Origin of the sequence: Xaviernesmea oryzae (assembly GCF_900109605.1) — a bacterium.
Taxonomy (GTDB): domain Bacteria; phylum Pseudomonadota; class Alphaproteobacteria; order Rhizobiales; family Rhizobiaceae; genus Xaviernesmea; species Xaviernesmea oryzae.
In genome coordinates this window covers 382,474-397,970 of the sequence record NZ_FOAM01000001.1, presented here as the reverse complement: position 1 = coordinate 397,970, position 15,497 = coordinate 382,474, and the positions used below count along the sequence as shown (strand labels likewise).

The window sequence follows — 15,497 nt, the reverse complement described above, 5'->3', positions numbered from 1 at the left end:
GCGTAGACAGCGCACCGGCGGCGAAGACGGCGAGCGGATGGCATGGTGAATGCGACGAGCAGCATGACGGGCGGAACGCGCAAGAGCACACGACGGATGGCGATCGTCCGGCCTCTGGCGCTGCTTTCGGCGCTGACGGCGCTTGCCGGTTGCCAGACGGCGCTGGAACAGACCTATGAACCGACCCTGAGCCCTTCCTCCACGCCGCAGATCGTCTCGGAGGTGCAGAAGAACGATCCGCGCGCGCAGATGGGCGCGCGCGAGCATCCACGCATCATCGCCAGCTATGGCGGCGAATATCGCGACGAGAAGACCGAGCGGCTGGTGGCCCGCATCACCGGCGCGCTGACCGCCGTCTCGGAAAATCCGAACCAGTCCTACCGCATCACCATCCTGAACTCGCCCGCGATCAATGCATTCGCGCTGCCCGGTGGCTATCTCTATGTCACGCGCGGGCTGCTCGCGCTTGCCAATGATGCATCCGAAGTGGCGGCCGTACTCTCGCATGAGATGGCGCATGTCACCGCCAATCACGGCATCCAGCGCCAGCAGCGCGAGGAGGCGGAAGTCATCGCCAGCCGCGTGGTTTCGGAGGTTCTCTCCAGCGATATCGCCGGCAAGGAGGCGCTGGCGCGCGGCAAGCTGCGGCTCGCCGCTTTCTCGCGCAACCAGGAACTCCAGGCCGACCAGATCGGGGTACGCATGCTGGGCGAAGCGGGCTACGACCCTTACGCCGCCGCGCGCTTCCTGGAAGCCATGGCCTCCTTTGCCAGCTTCAACGCCGTCGATCCCGAGAACGACCAGAGCATGGACTTCCTGTCCAGCCATCCGAGCGCGCCGCAGCGTGTCGATCTCGCGCGCCGCCACGCCCGCGCCTTCGGCCCGGAGGGTACGACGGGAGATCGCGGCCGTGATTATTATCTCGATGGCATCGACGGCCTGCTCTATGGTGACAGCCCTCAGGAAGGCTATGTGCGCGGCCAGACCTTCCTGCATGGCAAGCTCGGCATCCGCTTCGACGTGCCCGACGGTTTCCAGATCGACAACAAGGTCGAGGCCGTTCTGGCCACGGGCCCCGGCGAGGTGGCGATCCGCTTCGATGGCGTGGCCGATACGCAGGGACGCAGCCTAACGGACTATATCGCCTCCGGCTGGGTGACAGGGCTTGAGCCCGATACGATTCGCGCCATCCAGATGAACGGCCTGGAGGCTGCCACGGCCCGCGCCTCGGCCGACCGCTGGGACTTCGACGTGACCGTGATCCGCATCGGCAGCCAGATCTACCGCTTCCTCACCGCCGTGCCCAAGGGTTCGCCCGCGCTGGAGACGACGGCCAATACCCTGCGGAGTTCTTTCCGCCGGATGACGGCAGCCGAAGTGGCCTCGCTAAAGCCGCTGCGCGTGCGCGTCTTCACGGTCAAGCAGGGCGAGACCGTGCCCACTCTGGCGGCCCGGATGATGGGCACCGACCGCAAGCTGGAACTCTTCCGTCTGATCAATGCCATGGGCATGACCGCCACGGTGCAGCCGGGCGACCGGGTGAAAATCATTACCGAATAGAAATCTGTCTAACGGTCTGATTTTCCTGTCTTTATACGTGTCTTTGCGCCGACCTTCGGGCCGCTGCGCACAGGCTCTGGCATCCGCGTCTAAAGGGGTGGTTAACCTTTATTTTCTATTGAAGGAGGGTGCTGAAAGGCATGTTCGACTACTCTTGTTGTGCAGGTTCCCATGCGTCTTCCCCGAACGAATTTTTCTCATGGCCTCGACACCACGGGTGAGGCTGCGGACGGTCAGCGCAGGAGCGTAAAGCGGATCTACGGCGCCCCAGATCCAGACAGCCACCGCGTCATTGACGAGAATGCCGACGAGATCGCCGCCGGACAGATCGAAGGGCGGATCGAAGCGCCGATCTGGCAGAGCAATTTCGTCATCGGCCCGAATGTGCGCTTCACCCGCACGCCTGAAAACGCCATTCCCAAACGCCACCGCCTGGCCGCGCCGACGGATGCGGACGACGAGATGCCGGGCGCGGACCCGTCCATGCCCATGGAGGAAGAGCTGCGAGAGACGCCGGCCTTCCGGCTCTTCGGTCATCAATCCGATCTGCCGCCGGATCTCGGCTTCCTGCAGGCCGCCTTTCTTCCGCCGGCCGATTCGCCGCTGCACGAGCATGCGGCCGCACGTGGCGCGCTGGCGCTGGCACTCAGGCTGCGCCGGGCGCTGGAGGCCGAGGAGGCCGCCGCACACGGCCTGGTAATCGACGCGGATCCGACGCCCGCCGCCGCCAACGGCAATGACGCCACAGCGCGCGATAGCGCGAGACCGGATCTCGATCTCATCTGCTTTCCCGAACCTACCGCTGCCTCCGAAGCGGCCCAACGCTTCGAACCCGCTCATGAGGCATCGGTCCTTACAGAAGTCCAGACCGAGATCCCTGAGGTCGAGGCAAACGTGCATCCGGCTCCATCCCGCCACGCAGAAGAAGACCGCTCCTTGACCAGCATGATGCCGCAACCGGCGGACAGCCACCCTCTACCATCCACCTCTGCCGCCACGCGCTCGGCGCTGTCGGCCGCGCTGCCCGATTTCCTGTTTTTCGAGGCGATCGCCACCAATCCGGATCTCGCCTTCGACACGCTGCCGGCACCGCATGATGAAGCAATCCAAGAGGCTAACGAATCGGCCATCGACGCTGAACCGGTCTGCGAGCCCACGTCCGAGCCGGCACAGGCCAACGATCAAAGTGCGCCTGTAGCGGAAATACCGGTCCTCCCCGTCTGGACGCATGGCCAGATCGAACCGGTCGCGGCTCCCACGCTTGAAGGCGCTGACGTGATCTCGCTCTACCGCGCCATCGATTGCCGGGCGCGGATGCCGCTGCTGGCTCTGTCGCAGACTCAACCGGCAGCCAGCAGGGATTTTGAAACGATCGCACCCGAGCCCGTTGCCGAGGAACAGGTGCTGCCGCAGGCGCCGATTGCCGATGTGCAGGCCGAGATGCCGACACTGGTCATCGCCGAGCAGGCCATAGCCGAGCAAGCCGTCGTTGACCAAGCCTTGGCCGAGGCGGCACCGCCTGCGGCAGAGGCACAGGCGACGCTCGGCCGCGTATCCGCCCCGGTCGATTTCAACCGCCTGCCCTTCTCGATCCCGCGCGCCGCGCTCTGGGCCGACAGCGGCGACGATTACGACTATCCGCCCGTCGAGCTTCTGCAGGAGCCGCCGCTGCAGGTTACTGCCTCCATGACCCAGGAAGCGCTGGAGCAGAGCGCCGGCCTTCTGGAAAGCGTGCTGGAGGACTTCGGCGTGCGCGGCGAGATCATCGACGTGCGCCCCGGCCCTGTTGTCACCCTCTATGAGTTCGAGCCGGCGCCTGGCGTCAAATCCTCGCGCGTCATCGGTCTGTCGGACGATATTGCCCGTTCGATGTCGGCGCTTTCGGCCCGCGTCGCCGTGGTGCCCGGCCGCAACGTCATCGGCATCGAACTGCCGAACCCGGTGCGCGAGACCGTCTATTTCCGCGACATGATCGAATCCACCAGCTATGGCGACACCAAATTCAAGCTGGCGCTCTGCCTGGGCAAGACCATCGGCGGCGAGCCGGTGATCGCCGAGCTTGCCAAGATGCCGCATCTACTGGTTGCCGGCACCACAGGCTCGGGCAAGTCGGTCGCCATCAACACCATGATCCTCTCGCTGCTCTACCGGCTGAAGCCGGAGGAATGCCGCCTGATCATGGTCGACCCGAAGATGCTGGAGCTTTCCGTCTATGACGGCATCCCGCATCTGCTGACCCCCGTCGTCACCGATCCGAAGAAGGCGGTCATGGCCCTGAAATGGGCGGTGCGCGAGATGGAGGAGCGCTACAAGAAGATGTCGCGCCTCGGCGTGCGCAACATCGACGGCTATAACAGCCGCGCCGCGCTTGCCCGTGCCAAGGGCGAGACGGTGATGACCACGGTCCAAACAGGCTTCGACCGCGGGACCGGCGAGCCGATCTACGAGGAGCAGCAACTCGACCTGGAGGCCATGCCCTATATCGTCATCATCGTCGACGAGATGGCCGACCTGATGATGGTGGCCGGCAAGGAAATCGAAGGCGCGATCCAGCGGCTGGCACAGATGGCGCGTGCCGCCGGCATCCACCTGATCATGGCCACCCAGCGCCCCTCGGTCGATGTGATCACCGGCACGATCAAGGCCAATTTCCCGACCCGCATCTCCTTCCAGGTCACCTCGAAGATCGACAGCCGCACCATCCTCGGCGAACAGGGTGCCGAACACCTGCTGGGCCAAGGCGACATGCTGCACATGGTCGGCGGCGGTCGCATCGCCCGCGTCCACGGCCCCTTCGTCTCCGACGAGGAAGTGGAAAAGGTGGTGGCCCATCTGAAGCTTCAGGGACGGCCGGATTATCTCGGCACCGTCACCGAAGATGCCGACGAAGCCGAGGACGCGCCGGAGGAGGATACGGCGGTGTTCGACAAGGGCGCGCTGGCCGAGGAAGACGGGCAGGATCTGTTCGACAAGGCCGTGAAGGTGGTTCTGCGCGACAAGAAGTGCTCGACCTCCTACATCCAGCGTCGTCTCGGCATTGGCTACAACCGCGCAGCTTCCCTGGTGGAGCGCATGGAGAAGGAAGGCATCGTCGGACCGGCTAACCATGTCGGCAAACGCGCCATCATCGCCGGCACGGGCCGCGAACCTCAGCCGGAGCAGATCGACGGCGAAGAGTAAATCCCCCCGCAGCGAGGAGGAGGCGCGGCGTTGCGCGACAATGCCGCGCATATCGCATCGTCGCTTCCGTGCGGTGTGATGAGACGCTGGTGGCCAGGCGGCGTTCCTTGCAAGAGCGGCGCTACTTGTCCCTGCCTCATGCCAAGTCTCAACCACAAACATTCCTAGAACCACCTGCACCCGCCATGCGCTTGTCGACTGGCGGGTTTTTCTGTGTCCTTGGGAACAAAGATGCGCCGAAGATCTTCCTTCGTCCAAACGCAGATCTTCTTCCGGTCGACTTGAGGCAGGAAGCATATGTGGTCTGTTGCAATTTAGTTATTCTCAGCACGGCGCGCACCGGGCGACCGTCCACTTGTGCTGCACGATGGAACATTTGGCCCGGCTGACTGAAGCGGGCACGCGAGGAGAGAGCCATGTTGAAATCCCTGACCGCCGCCAGCCTAGCGCTGGCTCTTGCTGCCGGCAGCGCCGGTTTTGCCACGTCTGCGCTCGCGCAGGACGTTGAATTGCGCGTCGGTCCCGACGGCATCCGTCCCGTTATCCGTGACAATCGCGACCGTGGCGATCGCGGCATGCGCGACCGTTGTGGCCAGCGTGAAGCACGCGCTGCTGCGCGCGATGCCGGCCTGCGTGACCCGGAAGTGGTTCGCGTGACCGATCGTCGTGTTGTGGTCGAAGGCATGACGCGGCGCGGCCCCGAGCGGATCAGCTTTGCCAATATGCGTGGCTGCCCGGAGCTTTAAACCACCCTCTTCGTCCAACAGGCCTTTTCCCCCGTAAAGGCCTGCGGACATTGAAAGGCCTCCTGATGGACAATCGTCCGCGCCATCAGGAGGCCTTTTGCATAGGGCGTACTGGACATGGCCTTTTCGGCTTCAAGACGCGGCATCCGCGCCAGATCCTCAGGCTCCGGCTCGGCCTGATCCGTAAATCGCGCATTACCAATAACTGAACGCATCGGCATCAAGCTTTCTTAAGCTTTGTTTTGTTAGCTCCGGCAATCATTTCCCCGGTTGTCGGATAGGCGATTTTGGACGATCTCGGCTTTATCCTGCCCCTGACCATGATGATTCTCGGCCTTGCGCTGCTATCGGTCGGCTTGGTCTTTTCACGTCCAGCGCTGTTTTGGGGTCTGGGCTATCTCGCGGCCGCCTGTGGTTTTGCCATGCCGCTACAGGCCTTCATACCGCCGCTCGTTGCTGCCTTGCTGACAGAGGCGTTGTTTCTCTCCGCCTTCTTCTTTTACGGCCAGGCGCTGATGACGCAGTTTCCCGGCCGCAGCATCCTCACCTTTCGGCTTAGCCTGTCGCTGATCGCCTATGGCGCGATTGCGGCCGTCATCGTCGTGCTGAAGGACATGGAGCTCGAATTCCGGTTGAGCGATCTGGCCTGCGCGCTGTCCATTCTCGTTCCCATCCTTTGCGTCATCCGCCGCCCGAAAACGCCAGTCGGCCTAGCCTTGGTTACCTGCGCTGGCTTGGTCGCGCTTGAAACCGTGACGCGGCTTACCTTGACCTTTCTGCTGGCAGGCGCCGATCCCTCGACGCTCACTGACTCGCCCTATATGATGATCATGCAGGGCTGCGCAGCGCTGTTCGGCCATCTCATGGCGCTGGCCGCCCTTGCCCATGCCGCGCGGGACAGGATCGTCCGCTATCGCGAGGATGCCGAGCAGGATGCCCTGACCGGCCTGCTCAACCGCCGTGGCTTCGAGCGGGCGCTGGCGCCGCATGGCGAGCGCGGCCATGTGCCATCCGGTGCAGTGATCCTGTGCGACATCGATCATTTCAAGCGGATCAACGACACGCTGGGCCACGCCGCCGGCGATGCGGTGATCATGGCCTTTGCCCGGATGATGCGGGCCAGCCTGCCGGCAAAGGCAGCGGTTGCGCGCCATGGTGGCGAGGAATTCATTGCCTTCCTGCCCGGATCGAGCTCCGCCGAGGCCCGAAGCCTGTCCCAGACGTTGCGTTTGCGCATCGCCAAGACGGAGGCGTTGATGCTGGGCGAGGACTGGGTGGCGACGGCCAGCTTCGGCGTCTCCGGCTCCCTTCCGGACGACCTGTCCTTGACCGAGGTGATCGGCCGCGCCGACCGGGCACTCTATCGCGCCAAGCACCAAGGCCGCGACCAAGTGGTCGAGGAACCGATGCGGAGCGCGGCATGACGAAAGAAGAGGCGCGATCCCCGCAAAAATTCATCTTAAATGCGGTTTCTGTCGAACGGCGAATGCAGTACATGAGCGATGACGGCCGCATTGTGCGACAGTCGCAGCCACTCGGGAAGGCGTCATGACACTGGAAATGGGCGCCTCGGCCTCCTGGCCGATCGGTGGAGGGCAGACAGGCGCGCTGATACGGGCCTTCGACTGGGCATCGACTCCGCTCGGTCCCATTGCGTCCTGGCCGCAGAACTTGCGCATCAAGGTCAATTCACTGGTCAATTCGCCGATTCCCCAGGTCCTCATGTGGGGTCCGGCGCATATCATGCTCTACAATGACGGCTATATCGACATTGCCGGCAAGAACCATCCGCGCGCGCTCGGTGGTCGCGTCGAGGAGATCTGGCCGGAGATCTGGCACTGGAACAGCCGTATCCTAGAAGCAGGCGCGCGCGGCGAGGTCCAGTCGTTCAGCGACCAGAAGATGACGCTCAACCGCAGCGGTGAGCCCGAGGACGTGGTCTTCGATCTTTTCTACACGCCAATTTACAATGATGTCGGCCGTGTCGATGGCGTGCTTTGCACGGTTCTCGACAATACGGAGAAAGTGCACGCCACGCAGGCGCTGGCCGAAAGCCAGGCGGAGATCCGCCGGATCACCGATGCGCTGCCGTTGCTCGTCGGTTATGTTGGCCGCGACGGCATCTATCGCTTCGCCAATCGGGGCTATATCGATTGGTTCGGCCGCAAGCCTGAAGAGGTGGTCGGCCGCCACCTGCGCGAGGTGATCGGCGACGCCTTCTATGCCCGCCGCCTGGCGCTGATCGAGCGCGGCTTTGCCGGCGAGGCCATCGTCACAGATACGCTGATCGAGCGGCCGGATGGCGAGGAGCGCGCTGCTGAAATCCGCTACGTCCCCGACATCCGTGCCGATGGCACCGTCGAGGGGCTCTATATCGTCATTCTCGACATCACCGAACGCAAGAAAGTGGAATCCGACCTTCAGCGCAGCAATGCTCGCTTCGCCGCTGCCGTCGAGGCTGTGCATGGCATTCTCTGGACCAATAGCGCCAACGGTCGCATGCTCGGCGAGCAGCCGGGCTGGGGTGCGCTGACGGGGCAGAGCTTCGCCCAATACCAGAATTACGGCTGGTCCGACGCGGTGCATCCCGACGATCGGGAGCCATCGATTGCCACCTGGCGCGCCGCCGTGGCGGCCAAGGAAACCTATGTCTGGGAACACCGCGTCCGCCGGCACGACGGTGCCTGGCGGATCTTCGCCATTCGCGCGGTGCCGATCCTCGATGATGGCGGCGAGATCGCGGAGTGGGTCGGCATTCACACCGACATCACGGAACAGCGCGAGGCCGAGAGCGCTCTGCGCCGTCATGCGATCGATCTGGAGCGTCAAATACGCCACCGTGAACGGGCCGAAGAGCAGTTGCGCCTGCTCAACGAAACGCTGGAAGGCCGCGTCGAAGAGGAAATCGCCGTGCGCCGCGCCGCCGAGCGGGCCTTGCAGCAATCCCAGAAGATGGAGACCATCGGCAAGCTGACCGGTGGCGTCGCCCACGACTTCAACAATCTGCTGCAGGTCGTCTCCGGCAATCTGCAGCTTCTGTCCAAGGATGTGACTGGCAACGAGCGCGCCGAGCGCCGGGTAACCAATGCCCTGGCAGGGGTGGCGCGTGGCGCCAAGCTCGCCGCGCAACTGCTGGCCTTCGGCCGCCGCCAGCCGCTGGAGCCCAAGGTCACCAATATCGGCCGTTTCCTCACTGGCATGGACGATCTGTTGCGCCGCTCTCTCGGCGAGGCGATCGAGATCGAGACGGTCGTGGCCGGCGGTCTCTGGAACTCCTTCGTCGATCCGCTGCAGGTGGAAAATGCCGTTCTCAACCTCGCCATCAATGCCCGCGATGCGATGAACGGCCAAGGCAAGCTGACGATCGAGGTCGGCAATGCCTTTCTCGATGACGACTATGCCCGCATCCAGGGCGATGTCACGCCCGGCCAATATGTCTGCGTCTCGGTCAGCGACACCGGCAGCGGCATGACGCCCCAGGTGCTGGAGCAGGTTTTCGAGCCCTTCTTCTCCACCAAGCCAGAGGGCAAGGGCAGCGGCCTTGGCCTCTCCATGGTCTATGGCTTCGTCAAACAGTCAGGCGGGCACGTCAAGATCTATAGCGAGGTCGGCCAGGGCACCTCCGTGAAGATCTATCTGCCGCGCGCCACCGAGGGGGAAGACCGCGAGGTGGAGGTGCAGAGCGGGCCGGTGGTCGGCGGCAACGAGACCGTGCTGGTCGTGGAGGATGACGACGAGGTACGCGCCACCGTGGTCGAGATGCTGACCGATCTCGGCTATGGCGTGCTGAAGGCGACCAATGCGCAGAACGCACTGAGCGTCATCGAGAGCGGCATCTCCATCCAGCTGCTCTTCACCGACGTGGTCATGCCCGGCCCGCTGAAGAGCACCGAGCTTGCCCGCAAGGCCAAGGAACGCCTGCCCGGACTCAGCGTTCTTTTCACCTCGGGCTATACGGAGAACGCCATCGTCCACGGCGGCAGGCTGGATCCGGACGTGGAACTCATCTCCAAACCCTATGCGCGTGAGATGCTGGCGCGGAAAATCCGTCATGTTCTGGCCAATAGCGCGCAGCGACACCAGGCCGAGGCGCCGCGCCCTGCGCCCGCGCGACCGCTGGCGGCACCTGCGCTTAGCCGCACGCTGACGGTCATGGTGGTGGAGGACGATGCCCTGATCCGCGCCAACAGCCGCGAGATGATCGAAGATGCCGGTCACAATGTCATCGAGGCAGGCAGCGCCGAGGAAGCGCAGCGGAAGCTTCAGACCTCCGATCCGGACGTCCTGGTCACCGATCTCGGCCTGCCGGACGCCTCTGGCGGTATGCTCGCACGCGCGGCCCGGCAATTGCGCCCGTCCTTGGGCTTGGTCTTTGCCACGGGCAATGACCGCCTGCCCGAGGATGCGGAGCCCGGCGCCATCCTCCTGATGAAACCCTTCGACTCCGAACGGCTGGTCGCCGCCATCGCCGCCTCCCTGATGGTCAACGAGGCGGAAACAAGCGTCGCGGAAGGAGGGGACTGATCCTTCGCAGGCAATCGGCTTGGCCGGGCGCCGTAAGCACCACCGGGTCGCTATGCTGCGGCATTCGGTCACCATGATCCGCGCGACGTGTGCGTCATAAGGATGGCAAGTTTGCCTTTGCTGACGTAGACTGCGCGCGACGTTTCTGATCACGCCCCGGACGCCATGTCGGTCATTCCTTTTACATCCGCCCGTTGCAGACCGGGCCCGCAGGCACATTCGGAAATCTGTGCCCGTTGCTCGGTCCGTCAGTTGTCGATCTGCGCCGCCCTGCCGGACGACGACATCGGACAGTTGGAAGCGATCATGCGCACGCGCACGATCGCGCCGGGTGACAGGCTGATCGAGGAAGGGGCGCCGCGCCGTCACGTTTTCACGCTCACCTCGGGCATGTTGCGCCTGTCGAGCGATCTGCCGGATGGGCGCCGCCAGATTGGCGATTTTCTCCTGCCTGGCGACTATCTCGGTCTGGCCGACGACAAGATCTATGCGCAGACGGCCGAAGCGGTCATGCCTTCCACGCTTTGCAGCTTCGCCGTCAAGGACATGGAGGCGCTGATGGCGTCCAGCCCGGCGCTGCGCGACCGGCTCTACGCCCTGACCCGCCGAGCCCTTCAGGAAGCGCGCGAAAGCCAGATGATGCTCGGGCGGCTGGCACCGGTGGAGAAACTGGCGAGCTTTCTCCTGCTGCTGACACGCCGCCTGCAGCGGCACGGCCAGCCGCACAATCCGTTGGCGCTGTCGATGAGCCGTACCGACATTGCCGACCATCTTGGCCTGACGATCGAAACCGTCAGCCGAAGCTTCACCAAACTGAAGATACAGGGCCTGATCGCGCTGCCGGAAGCGCATCTGGTCGACATCCGCGATCGAAACGGCCTGATTGCCGTTGCCGGGCTTTCCATCGACGAGGACTGAAGCATGCCGCGCAAAGCTGTGCCGTGGCTTGCGATAACGACATGCGGCAAAACAACGACGTAAAGCGTCGGGAGCGCCCCTGACAGAGCGCGAAACGCTTTGGCGAGACCGGCCTCAATCTCTCAGAAAGGCAGCGACCGCTGGCAGATCCCGCCGCTGCAGAAAAGCTTCGCGCGGTGCATGCAGGAGGATGCGCCCTTCCTCCAGAAACAGCACGTCATCGGCAAGCCTGCGCACATCCTCGGGATGATGCGTGACCAGAAGCACGGTCATCTGCCGCTCGGCCTGCAATTCGCCGATCAGGGCTGACATGCCGGCGCGCAAGGCGGGATCGAGTGCGGCGAATGGCTCGTCCAGCAGCAGGATGGGCCGCGTCTGCACGAGCGCACGGGCCAGTGCCACACGCTGGCGCTCGCCACCCGAGAGGCTCGGCGGCCTGCGCTTTTCATAGTCGGCAAGCCCGACACGTGCCAGCGCCTGGCCGATCCGCGCTCGATCATCCGCCGAAAGCTTCAGGCCGGGATCGATCCCGAGGCCGATATTGGTCGTGACGTCGAGATGGGCGAAAAGATTATTGTCCTGGAAGATCACCGAAACAGGCCGACGCGATGGCGCAACGTCATCCATCCTCTGGCCCATCAGGGTGACATGCCCGCGATCCGGTGTCTCGAAGCCGGCAATCAGGTTGAGCAGCGTGGACTTGCCGGAGCCGGAGGGCCCAAGCACAGCCGTGATGCCGCCGGCGTCGATACGGCAGTCGAAGGAGAGGTGCCGGGTGCCAAAGGCAACGATGGCCTCCTCCAGCGCAATGGCGGGGTGAGCGGCGTTCATATCGGCCTCCCTTCGCGTTCGGCCCGGTGCCCTCTTCCGGGCGTGCCGGCCATCGTTAGCGCCAGGCAGACCAAGCCAAGCAGAAGTGCCAGCGCATCGGCATCCTGGATGCGGTAGCTGCCAAGCCGGCTAAACAGCAGATAGGGCAACGTTACCAGATCCTGCGAGCCGAACAGCGCCACCGCGCCGAGATCGCCAAGCGAAAGGGCGGCGGCAAAGGACAAGGCCATTAGCAGCGGCCGCGCGAGGCAGGGAAGGTCGATCCGGCGCAGACGGTTCCAGCCCGCCAGTCCCAGACTTTCCGCCAGCCGGCCGGTGCGCGCATGATGGGTGGCGATTGCCGGCGACAGGATGCGCGTGGCAAAGGGCAGCGCCATCAGCGCATTGATGAGAATGACGATGATCGGTGCGAAATGCCCGATGGCGCCAAAGCCGCGCAGCAGCAGGAACCAGCCCGCCCCCAAAACGACAGGCGGCACCAGCAAGACGAGAGAGCCCGCCCCGTCCGAGGCTCCGGCAATCAAACGCGCCGGCAGGGACCGGCGGCGCATGGACAGGGCTGAAAGCCTGGCGGTGACAAGGCATGTGGACAGCGCCACGCAGATCAGCGCCGAGGCAGCAGCGATCGCCAGGCTGGTGGCAAGCGCCTGTTGAAATGCGGGCTCGGACAAAAGCCGCAAGGGTCGTGCGGCAAGCCCGGATGCGGCAACCGCAGCCAGCGGCGCAGCGACGAAGACAGCGGCAAGCCCGAGAATGACGACATCGATCATCCTCGGAGCAAGGCTCTTGCCATCGAAGCGGCGGCTGGCGCGGCCGAGCGTCGTGGCCTCTTCCGGCGCCGGCGCCGCCAGACGCAGCGCAAGCAGCAGGCCAAGCGTGACGCCGATCTGCAGGGCCGATAGCGCCATGGCTCGCACGGGGTCGAAATCGAAGCGCAGCGCCTGATAGATCGCGACTTCCAGCGTGGTCGCCGCCGGACCGCCCCCGAGCGTCAGCACCAGGGTGAAGCTGGTAGCGCAGAGCATGAAGATCAGCCCCGCCACGCCAGGCAGGAGACCGCGCAGAACCGGCCATTCGACCAGCCGCCAGAGCGAAAGAGAACCCATACCGAGATTGGCGGCGATGCGCCAATGCTCGCCGGGAATGCGCTCCAGCCCACTCAGGAACAAGCGCGCAGCAAGCGGCATGTTGAAGAACACATGCGCGATGAGGATGCCCGACAGGCCATAGATCGAGATCGGCTCGCTGAGCCCCAGCGCCGCCAGAGCGTGATTGACCACGCCCTGCCGCCCCCAGATACCAAGCAGACCGAGCGCCGCTACCAAGGCCGGCAGCCCGAGCGGCAACGCCATCAGCCGCACCAGCCAGAGACGGCCGAGGAAGTGCGGACGTCGTGCCAGCGCATGGGCCACCGGCAGGGCGAGAAGCACGGAGAGCAGCGTCGACAGCCCGGCCTGCAAAAGGGTGAAGCGCAGGCTTCGCCAGACCGTCACATCGAACCGGCCGCCGAAGGCCCCGCTTGGGCTCGGCATACCGGTATCAGCCGACAAAAGCGCAACAAGCGCCAGGCCCACGAAGCTCACGAGAAAAGCGAGCGTGAGAAGACCCGGCACGAGACCGCGTCTCATACGCCGCGCTCCAGGGCGTCACTTAAGGGGCGCATTGGCGCTGGCGGACGGCGAACGGCCGTCATCAATTGCGGCTCATCGCCGCCAGCCATTCCTCGATCCATGCACGGCGATTGGCGGCCACCTCGTCGGAGGGGATCAGCAGCGTCTTGGCCGGCTTGACCAGCTTGTCGAAGGCGGCCGGGAGCGGCTCGGCCGGCTTGCCGACCGGCATCATCCAGTTGGTGGTCGGCAGGATGCCCTGCGCCTGCGGGCCGGCGAGCATGGCGAGGAAGGATTTGGCAAGCGCCGGATCACGGGCGGACTTGGTCATTCCAGCCACTTCGATCTGGATATAATGACCTTCCGAAAATTCCGCGGCCTGATAACGATCGTTGTTTTCCGCAACCATGTGGTAGGCCGGCGAGGTCGTGTAGGAGAGCACCATCGGCACTTCACCCTTGGTGAACAGGCCATAGGCTTCCGACCAGCCGGGCGTCACCGTCAGGATCCGGTCCTTCAGCTTCGCCCAGGCGGCACCCGCCTGATCGCCATAGATCGCCTTGACCCAGAGCAGAAGCCCGAGACCCGGCGTCGAGGTGCGCGGATCCTCGATGACGATCTTGTCCTTGGCCGGCCCATCGACCAGCTCCTTCAGGCTTTTCGGCGGCGTCTTGATCGTCTGCGTGTCGTAGACGAAGGCGAAATGGCCATAGTCATAGGGCAGGAAGCTGTCGTCCTTGAAGCCGCCGGGCACATCGAGCGCTCCGGTATCGACGCCGTGCGGTGCGAAGAAACCGGTGGCCTTGGCTTCAGTCACCAGATTTGTATCGAGACCGACGACGACGTCGGCCTTGGAAGACGCACCCTCCAGCCGCAGGCGGGTCAGCAGTTCCACGCCATCGGCAACGCTGACATAATTGACCTTGCAGCCGCAGCTCTTCTCGAACAGCGCGGCAATCTTCGGCCCCGGACCCCACTCACTGGTGAAGCTTTCATAGGTGTAAACGGTCAGTTGCTTGTCTTCGGCCCTTACCGAGAGAGCGGTAAAAGCCAGCGCGCCGGCCGACAGAAGGGAGAGGAAATACCGGTTGAACGTCATCGTCGCGCCTCCTTGCGAATCAATCGGATATCGAAAGGCGAGAAGGCGCTGAAGCAAGGCCGTCTAATCCCTCCGCCGGTATGAGCCGGATCAGGTTCCTCGGGTTGGCGCTGACGCCTCTCAGCCCCCGAATGCGCCTGCCATCAGGCAAAGCGGATCAAAGGGCACCCCGTTAGAGCATCTCGATCTGTAATCGGCGACCGCGCCCTTTTCAAGCGGTAGAAATAGGCCGGGCAAACGAGCAGAAGCGGGTCGAGGTTTGGTCTGGTTCCATCATGAACCTTGAAAATCTCTGACACTTAGCATATGTACACACATAAGATGTACATCGCTCGTCGAGGGTTCTCATCATGCATACGACCCGCCTCTTTAAGAACGGCAATTCCCAAGCTGTTCGAATTCCGGCAGACCTTGCTTATCCTCAAAGCGATGTCGAATTGGAAATCGAACGGGTCGGAGATGAACTTCGTATTCGACCGTCTCGCCCATCGCTGGCGAATGTTCTGGAAATTTTTGCCAGCTTCAGTCCAGACTTCATGGCGGAGGGACGCGGAGACATGGAGCAAAAAGAGCGAGATTGGCTCTAATGCCCCGTTACATGCTGGATACAAATATATGCATCTACCTGCTTAAAAACCATCCAGCATCCGTTTCGAAGCGCTTTTCCATGCATCGAGTCGGCGATGTCGTGATGTCGGCCATCACCTTCGCCGAATTGAGCTATGGGGCCGAAGCCTCCCCCAATAGGGAGACGGAGCAAAGAAGTCTCGACCGCTTGGCCCAAGTGATCCCTGTCCTTCCTTTTGATGCGCAATCCGCACGTGCTTACGGTGCAGTCCGGTTTGCAACACGAGATCGCATGGGCCGCGATCAGCTCGACAAGCTGATCGCGGCCCATGCGATCTCATTCGATCTTGTCCTTGTCACCCATAACGTTCGTGACTTCCAAGCCTACAATGGACTGGTGATTGAAAACTGGCTCGAACAGCAGCTTTGATCCAACTCCTCCGATGTCCACGAAGCGGGCTT

The 15,497-nt window shown here is 63.6% G+C and carries 12 protein-coding genes and 1 riboswitch; of the genes, 8 read left to right on the top strand and 4 right to left on the bottom strand.

Annotated features, from left to right (window positions below):
* The first annotated feature begins 96 nt into the window (after positions 1-96).
* The 3 genes from BMX61_RS01670 (at position 97) to BMX61_RS01660 (ending at position 5,486) form a co-directional block, all read left to right on the top strand.
* Positions 97-1,560: a M48 family metalloprotease gene (locus BMX61_RS01670; protein ID WP_234794570.1), complete on the top strand. Its 1,464-nt coding sequence runs from the start codon at positions 97-99 to the stop codon at positions 1,558-1,560.
* A gap of 171 nt (positions 1,561-1,731) precedes the next feature.
* Complete coding sequence (locus tag BMX61_RS01665; protein WP_083639388.1) at positions 1,732-4,740, top strand: DNA translocase FtsK; 3,009 nt, start codon at positions 1,732-1,734, stop codon at positions 4,738-4,740.
* 416 nt (positions 4,741-5,156) lie between these two features.
* Positions 5,157-5,486 (top strand): hypothetical protein, encoded by a 330-nt coding sequence (locus BMX61_RS01660; RefSeq protein WP_075627188.1) that lies wholly within the window; start codon positions 5,157-5,159, stop codon positions 5,484-5,486.
* On the opposite strand, the gene BMX61_RS01655 is transcribed toward BMX61_RS01660, so the two are convergent.
* Positions 5,483-5,707 (bottom strand): hypothetical protein, encoded by a 225-nt coding sequence (locus BMX61_RS01655; RefSeq protein ID WP_139198857.1) that lies wholly within the window; start codon positions 5,705-5,707, stop codon positions 5,483-5,485. The genes BMX61_RS01660 and BMX61_RS01655 overlap by 4 nt on opposite strands.
* 66 nt (positions 5,708-5,773) lie before the next feature.
* Here BMX61_RS01655 and BMX61_RS01650 point away from each other — a divergent pair, with 66 nt between their 5' ends.
* From BMX61_RS01650 to BMX61_RS01640, 3 genes are all read left to right on the top strand, one after another.
* Complete coding sequence (locus BMX61_RS01650; RefSeq protein ID WP_083639389.1) at positions 5,774-6,910, top strand: GGDEF domain-containing protein; 1,137 nt, start codon at positions 5,774-5,776, stop codon at positions 6,908-6,910.
* A gap of 124 nt (positions 6,911-7,034) precedes the next feature.
* Positions 7,035-10,010 carry a PAS domain-containing protein gene (locus BMX61_RS01645; protein ID WP_075627191.1) on the top strand — a complete coding sequence of 992 codons (2,976 nt, stop codon included), beginning with the start codon at positions 7,035-7,037 and terminating at the stop codon, positions 10,008-10,010.
* Positions 10,011-10,175: 165 nt separating this feature from the next.
* Complete coding sequence (locus tag BMX61_RS01640; protein ID WP_075627192.1) at positions 10,176-10,928, top strand: Crp/Fnr family transcriptional regulator; 753 nt, start codon at positions 10,176-10,178, stop codon at positions 10,926-10,928.
* Between the two features lie 114 nt (positions 10,929-11,042).
* Here the strand turns inward: BMX61_RS01640 and thiQ are convergent, their stop codons facing one another.
* From thiQ to thiB, 3 genes are all read right to left on the bottom strand, one after another.
* Positions 11,043-11,759 carry a thiamine ABC transporter ATP-binding protein gene (gene thiQ, locus BMX61_RS01635; protein WP_075627193.1) on the bottom strand — a complete coding sequence of 239 codons (717 nt, stop codon included), beginning with the start codon at positions 11,757-11,759 and terminating at the stop codon, positions 11,043-11,045.
* The gene (thiP, locus tag BMX61_RS01630; protein ID WP_075627194.1) at positions 11,756-13,387 is read right to left on the bottom strand and encodes a thiamine/thiamine pyrophosphate ABC transporter permease; all 1,632 of its coding nucleotides are present in this window, start codon (positions 13,385-13,387) and stop codon (positions 11,756-11,758) included. The genes thiQ and thiP overlap by 4 nt, the downstream gene beginning before the upstream one ends.
* 64 nt (positions 13,388-13,451) lie before the next feature.
* Positions 13,452-14,468: a thiamine ABC transporter substrate binding subunit gene (gene thiB, locus BMX61_RS01625; protein WP_083639415.1), complete on the bottom strand. Its 1,017-nt coding sequence runs from the start codon at positions 14,466-14,468 to the stop codon at positions 13,452-13,454.
* Positions 14,469-14,518: 50 nt separating this feature from the next.
* Positions 14,519-14,650, bottom strand: a riboswitch (TPP riboswitch).
* A 168-nt stretch (positions 14,651-14,818) separates the two neighbouring features.
* Between thiB and BMX61_RS01620 the strand changes: the two genes are divergently transcribed.
* Both BMX61_RS01620 and BMX61_RS01615 read left to right on the top strand, forming a co-directional pair.
* A complete protein-coding gene (locus BMX61_RS01620) occupies positions 14,819-15,055 on the top strand; it encodes an antitoxin (protein WP_075627195.1) in 237 nt (78 codons plus the stop codon).
* Between the two features lie 11 nt (positions 15,056-15,066).
* Entirely contained in the window at positions 15,067-15,465 is a 399-nt protein-coding gene (locus BMX61_RS01615; protein WP_234794563.1) for a type II toxin-antitoxin system VapC family toxin, read from the top strand.
* Positions 15,466-15,497: the final 32 nt, after the last annotated feature.

Coding starts and splice junctions, on each gene's coding strand:
- BMX61_RS01665 (WP_083639388.1), top strand. CDS start 1,732: ATGCGTCTTCCCCGAACGAATTTTTCTCATGGCCTCGACACCACGGGT.
- BMX61_RS01670 (WP_234794570.1), top strand. CDS start 97: ATGGCGATCGTCCGGCCTCTGGCGCTGCTTTCGGCGCTGACGGCGCTT.
- BMX61_RS01655 (WP_139198857.1), bottom strand. CDS start 5,707: ATGCCGATGCGTTCAGTTATTGGTAATGCGCGATTTACGGATCAGGCC.
- thiP (WP_075627194.1), bottom strand. CDS start 13,387: ATGAGACGCGGTCTCGTGCCGGGTCTTCTCACGCTCGCTTTTCTCGTG.
- BMX61_RS01645 (WP_075627191.1), top strand. CDS start 7,035: ATGACACTGGAAATGGGCGCCTCGGCCTCCTGGCCGATCGGTGGAGGG.
- BMX61_RS01620 (WP_075627195.1), top strand. CDS start 14,819: ATGCATACGACCCGCCTCTTTAAGAACGGCAATTCCCAAGCTGTTCGA.
- thiQ (WP_075627193.1), bottom strand. CDS start 11,759: ATGAACGCCGCTCACCCCGCCATTGCGCTGGAGGAGGCCATCGTTGCC.
- BMX61_RS01615 (WP_234794563.1), top strand. CDS start 15,067: ATGCTGGATACAAATATATGCATCTACCTGCTTAAAAACCATCCAGCA.
- BMX61_RS01640 (WP_075627192.1), top strand. CDS start 10,176: ATGTCGGTCATTCCTTTTACATCCGCCCGTTGCAGACCGGGCCCGCAG.
- BMX61_RS01660 (WP_075627188.1), top strand. CDS start 5,157: ATGTTGAAATCCCTGACCGCCGCCAGCCTAGCGCTGGCTCTTGCTGCC.
- thiB (WP_083639415.1), bottom strand. CDS start 14,468: ATGACGTTCAACCGGTATTTCCTCTCCCTTCTGTCGGCCGGCGCGCTG.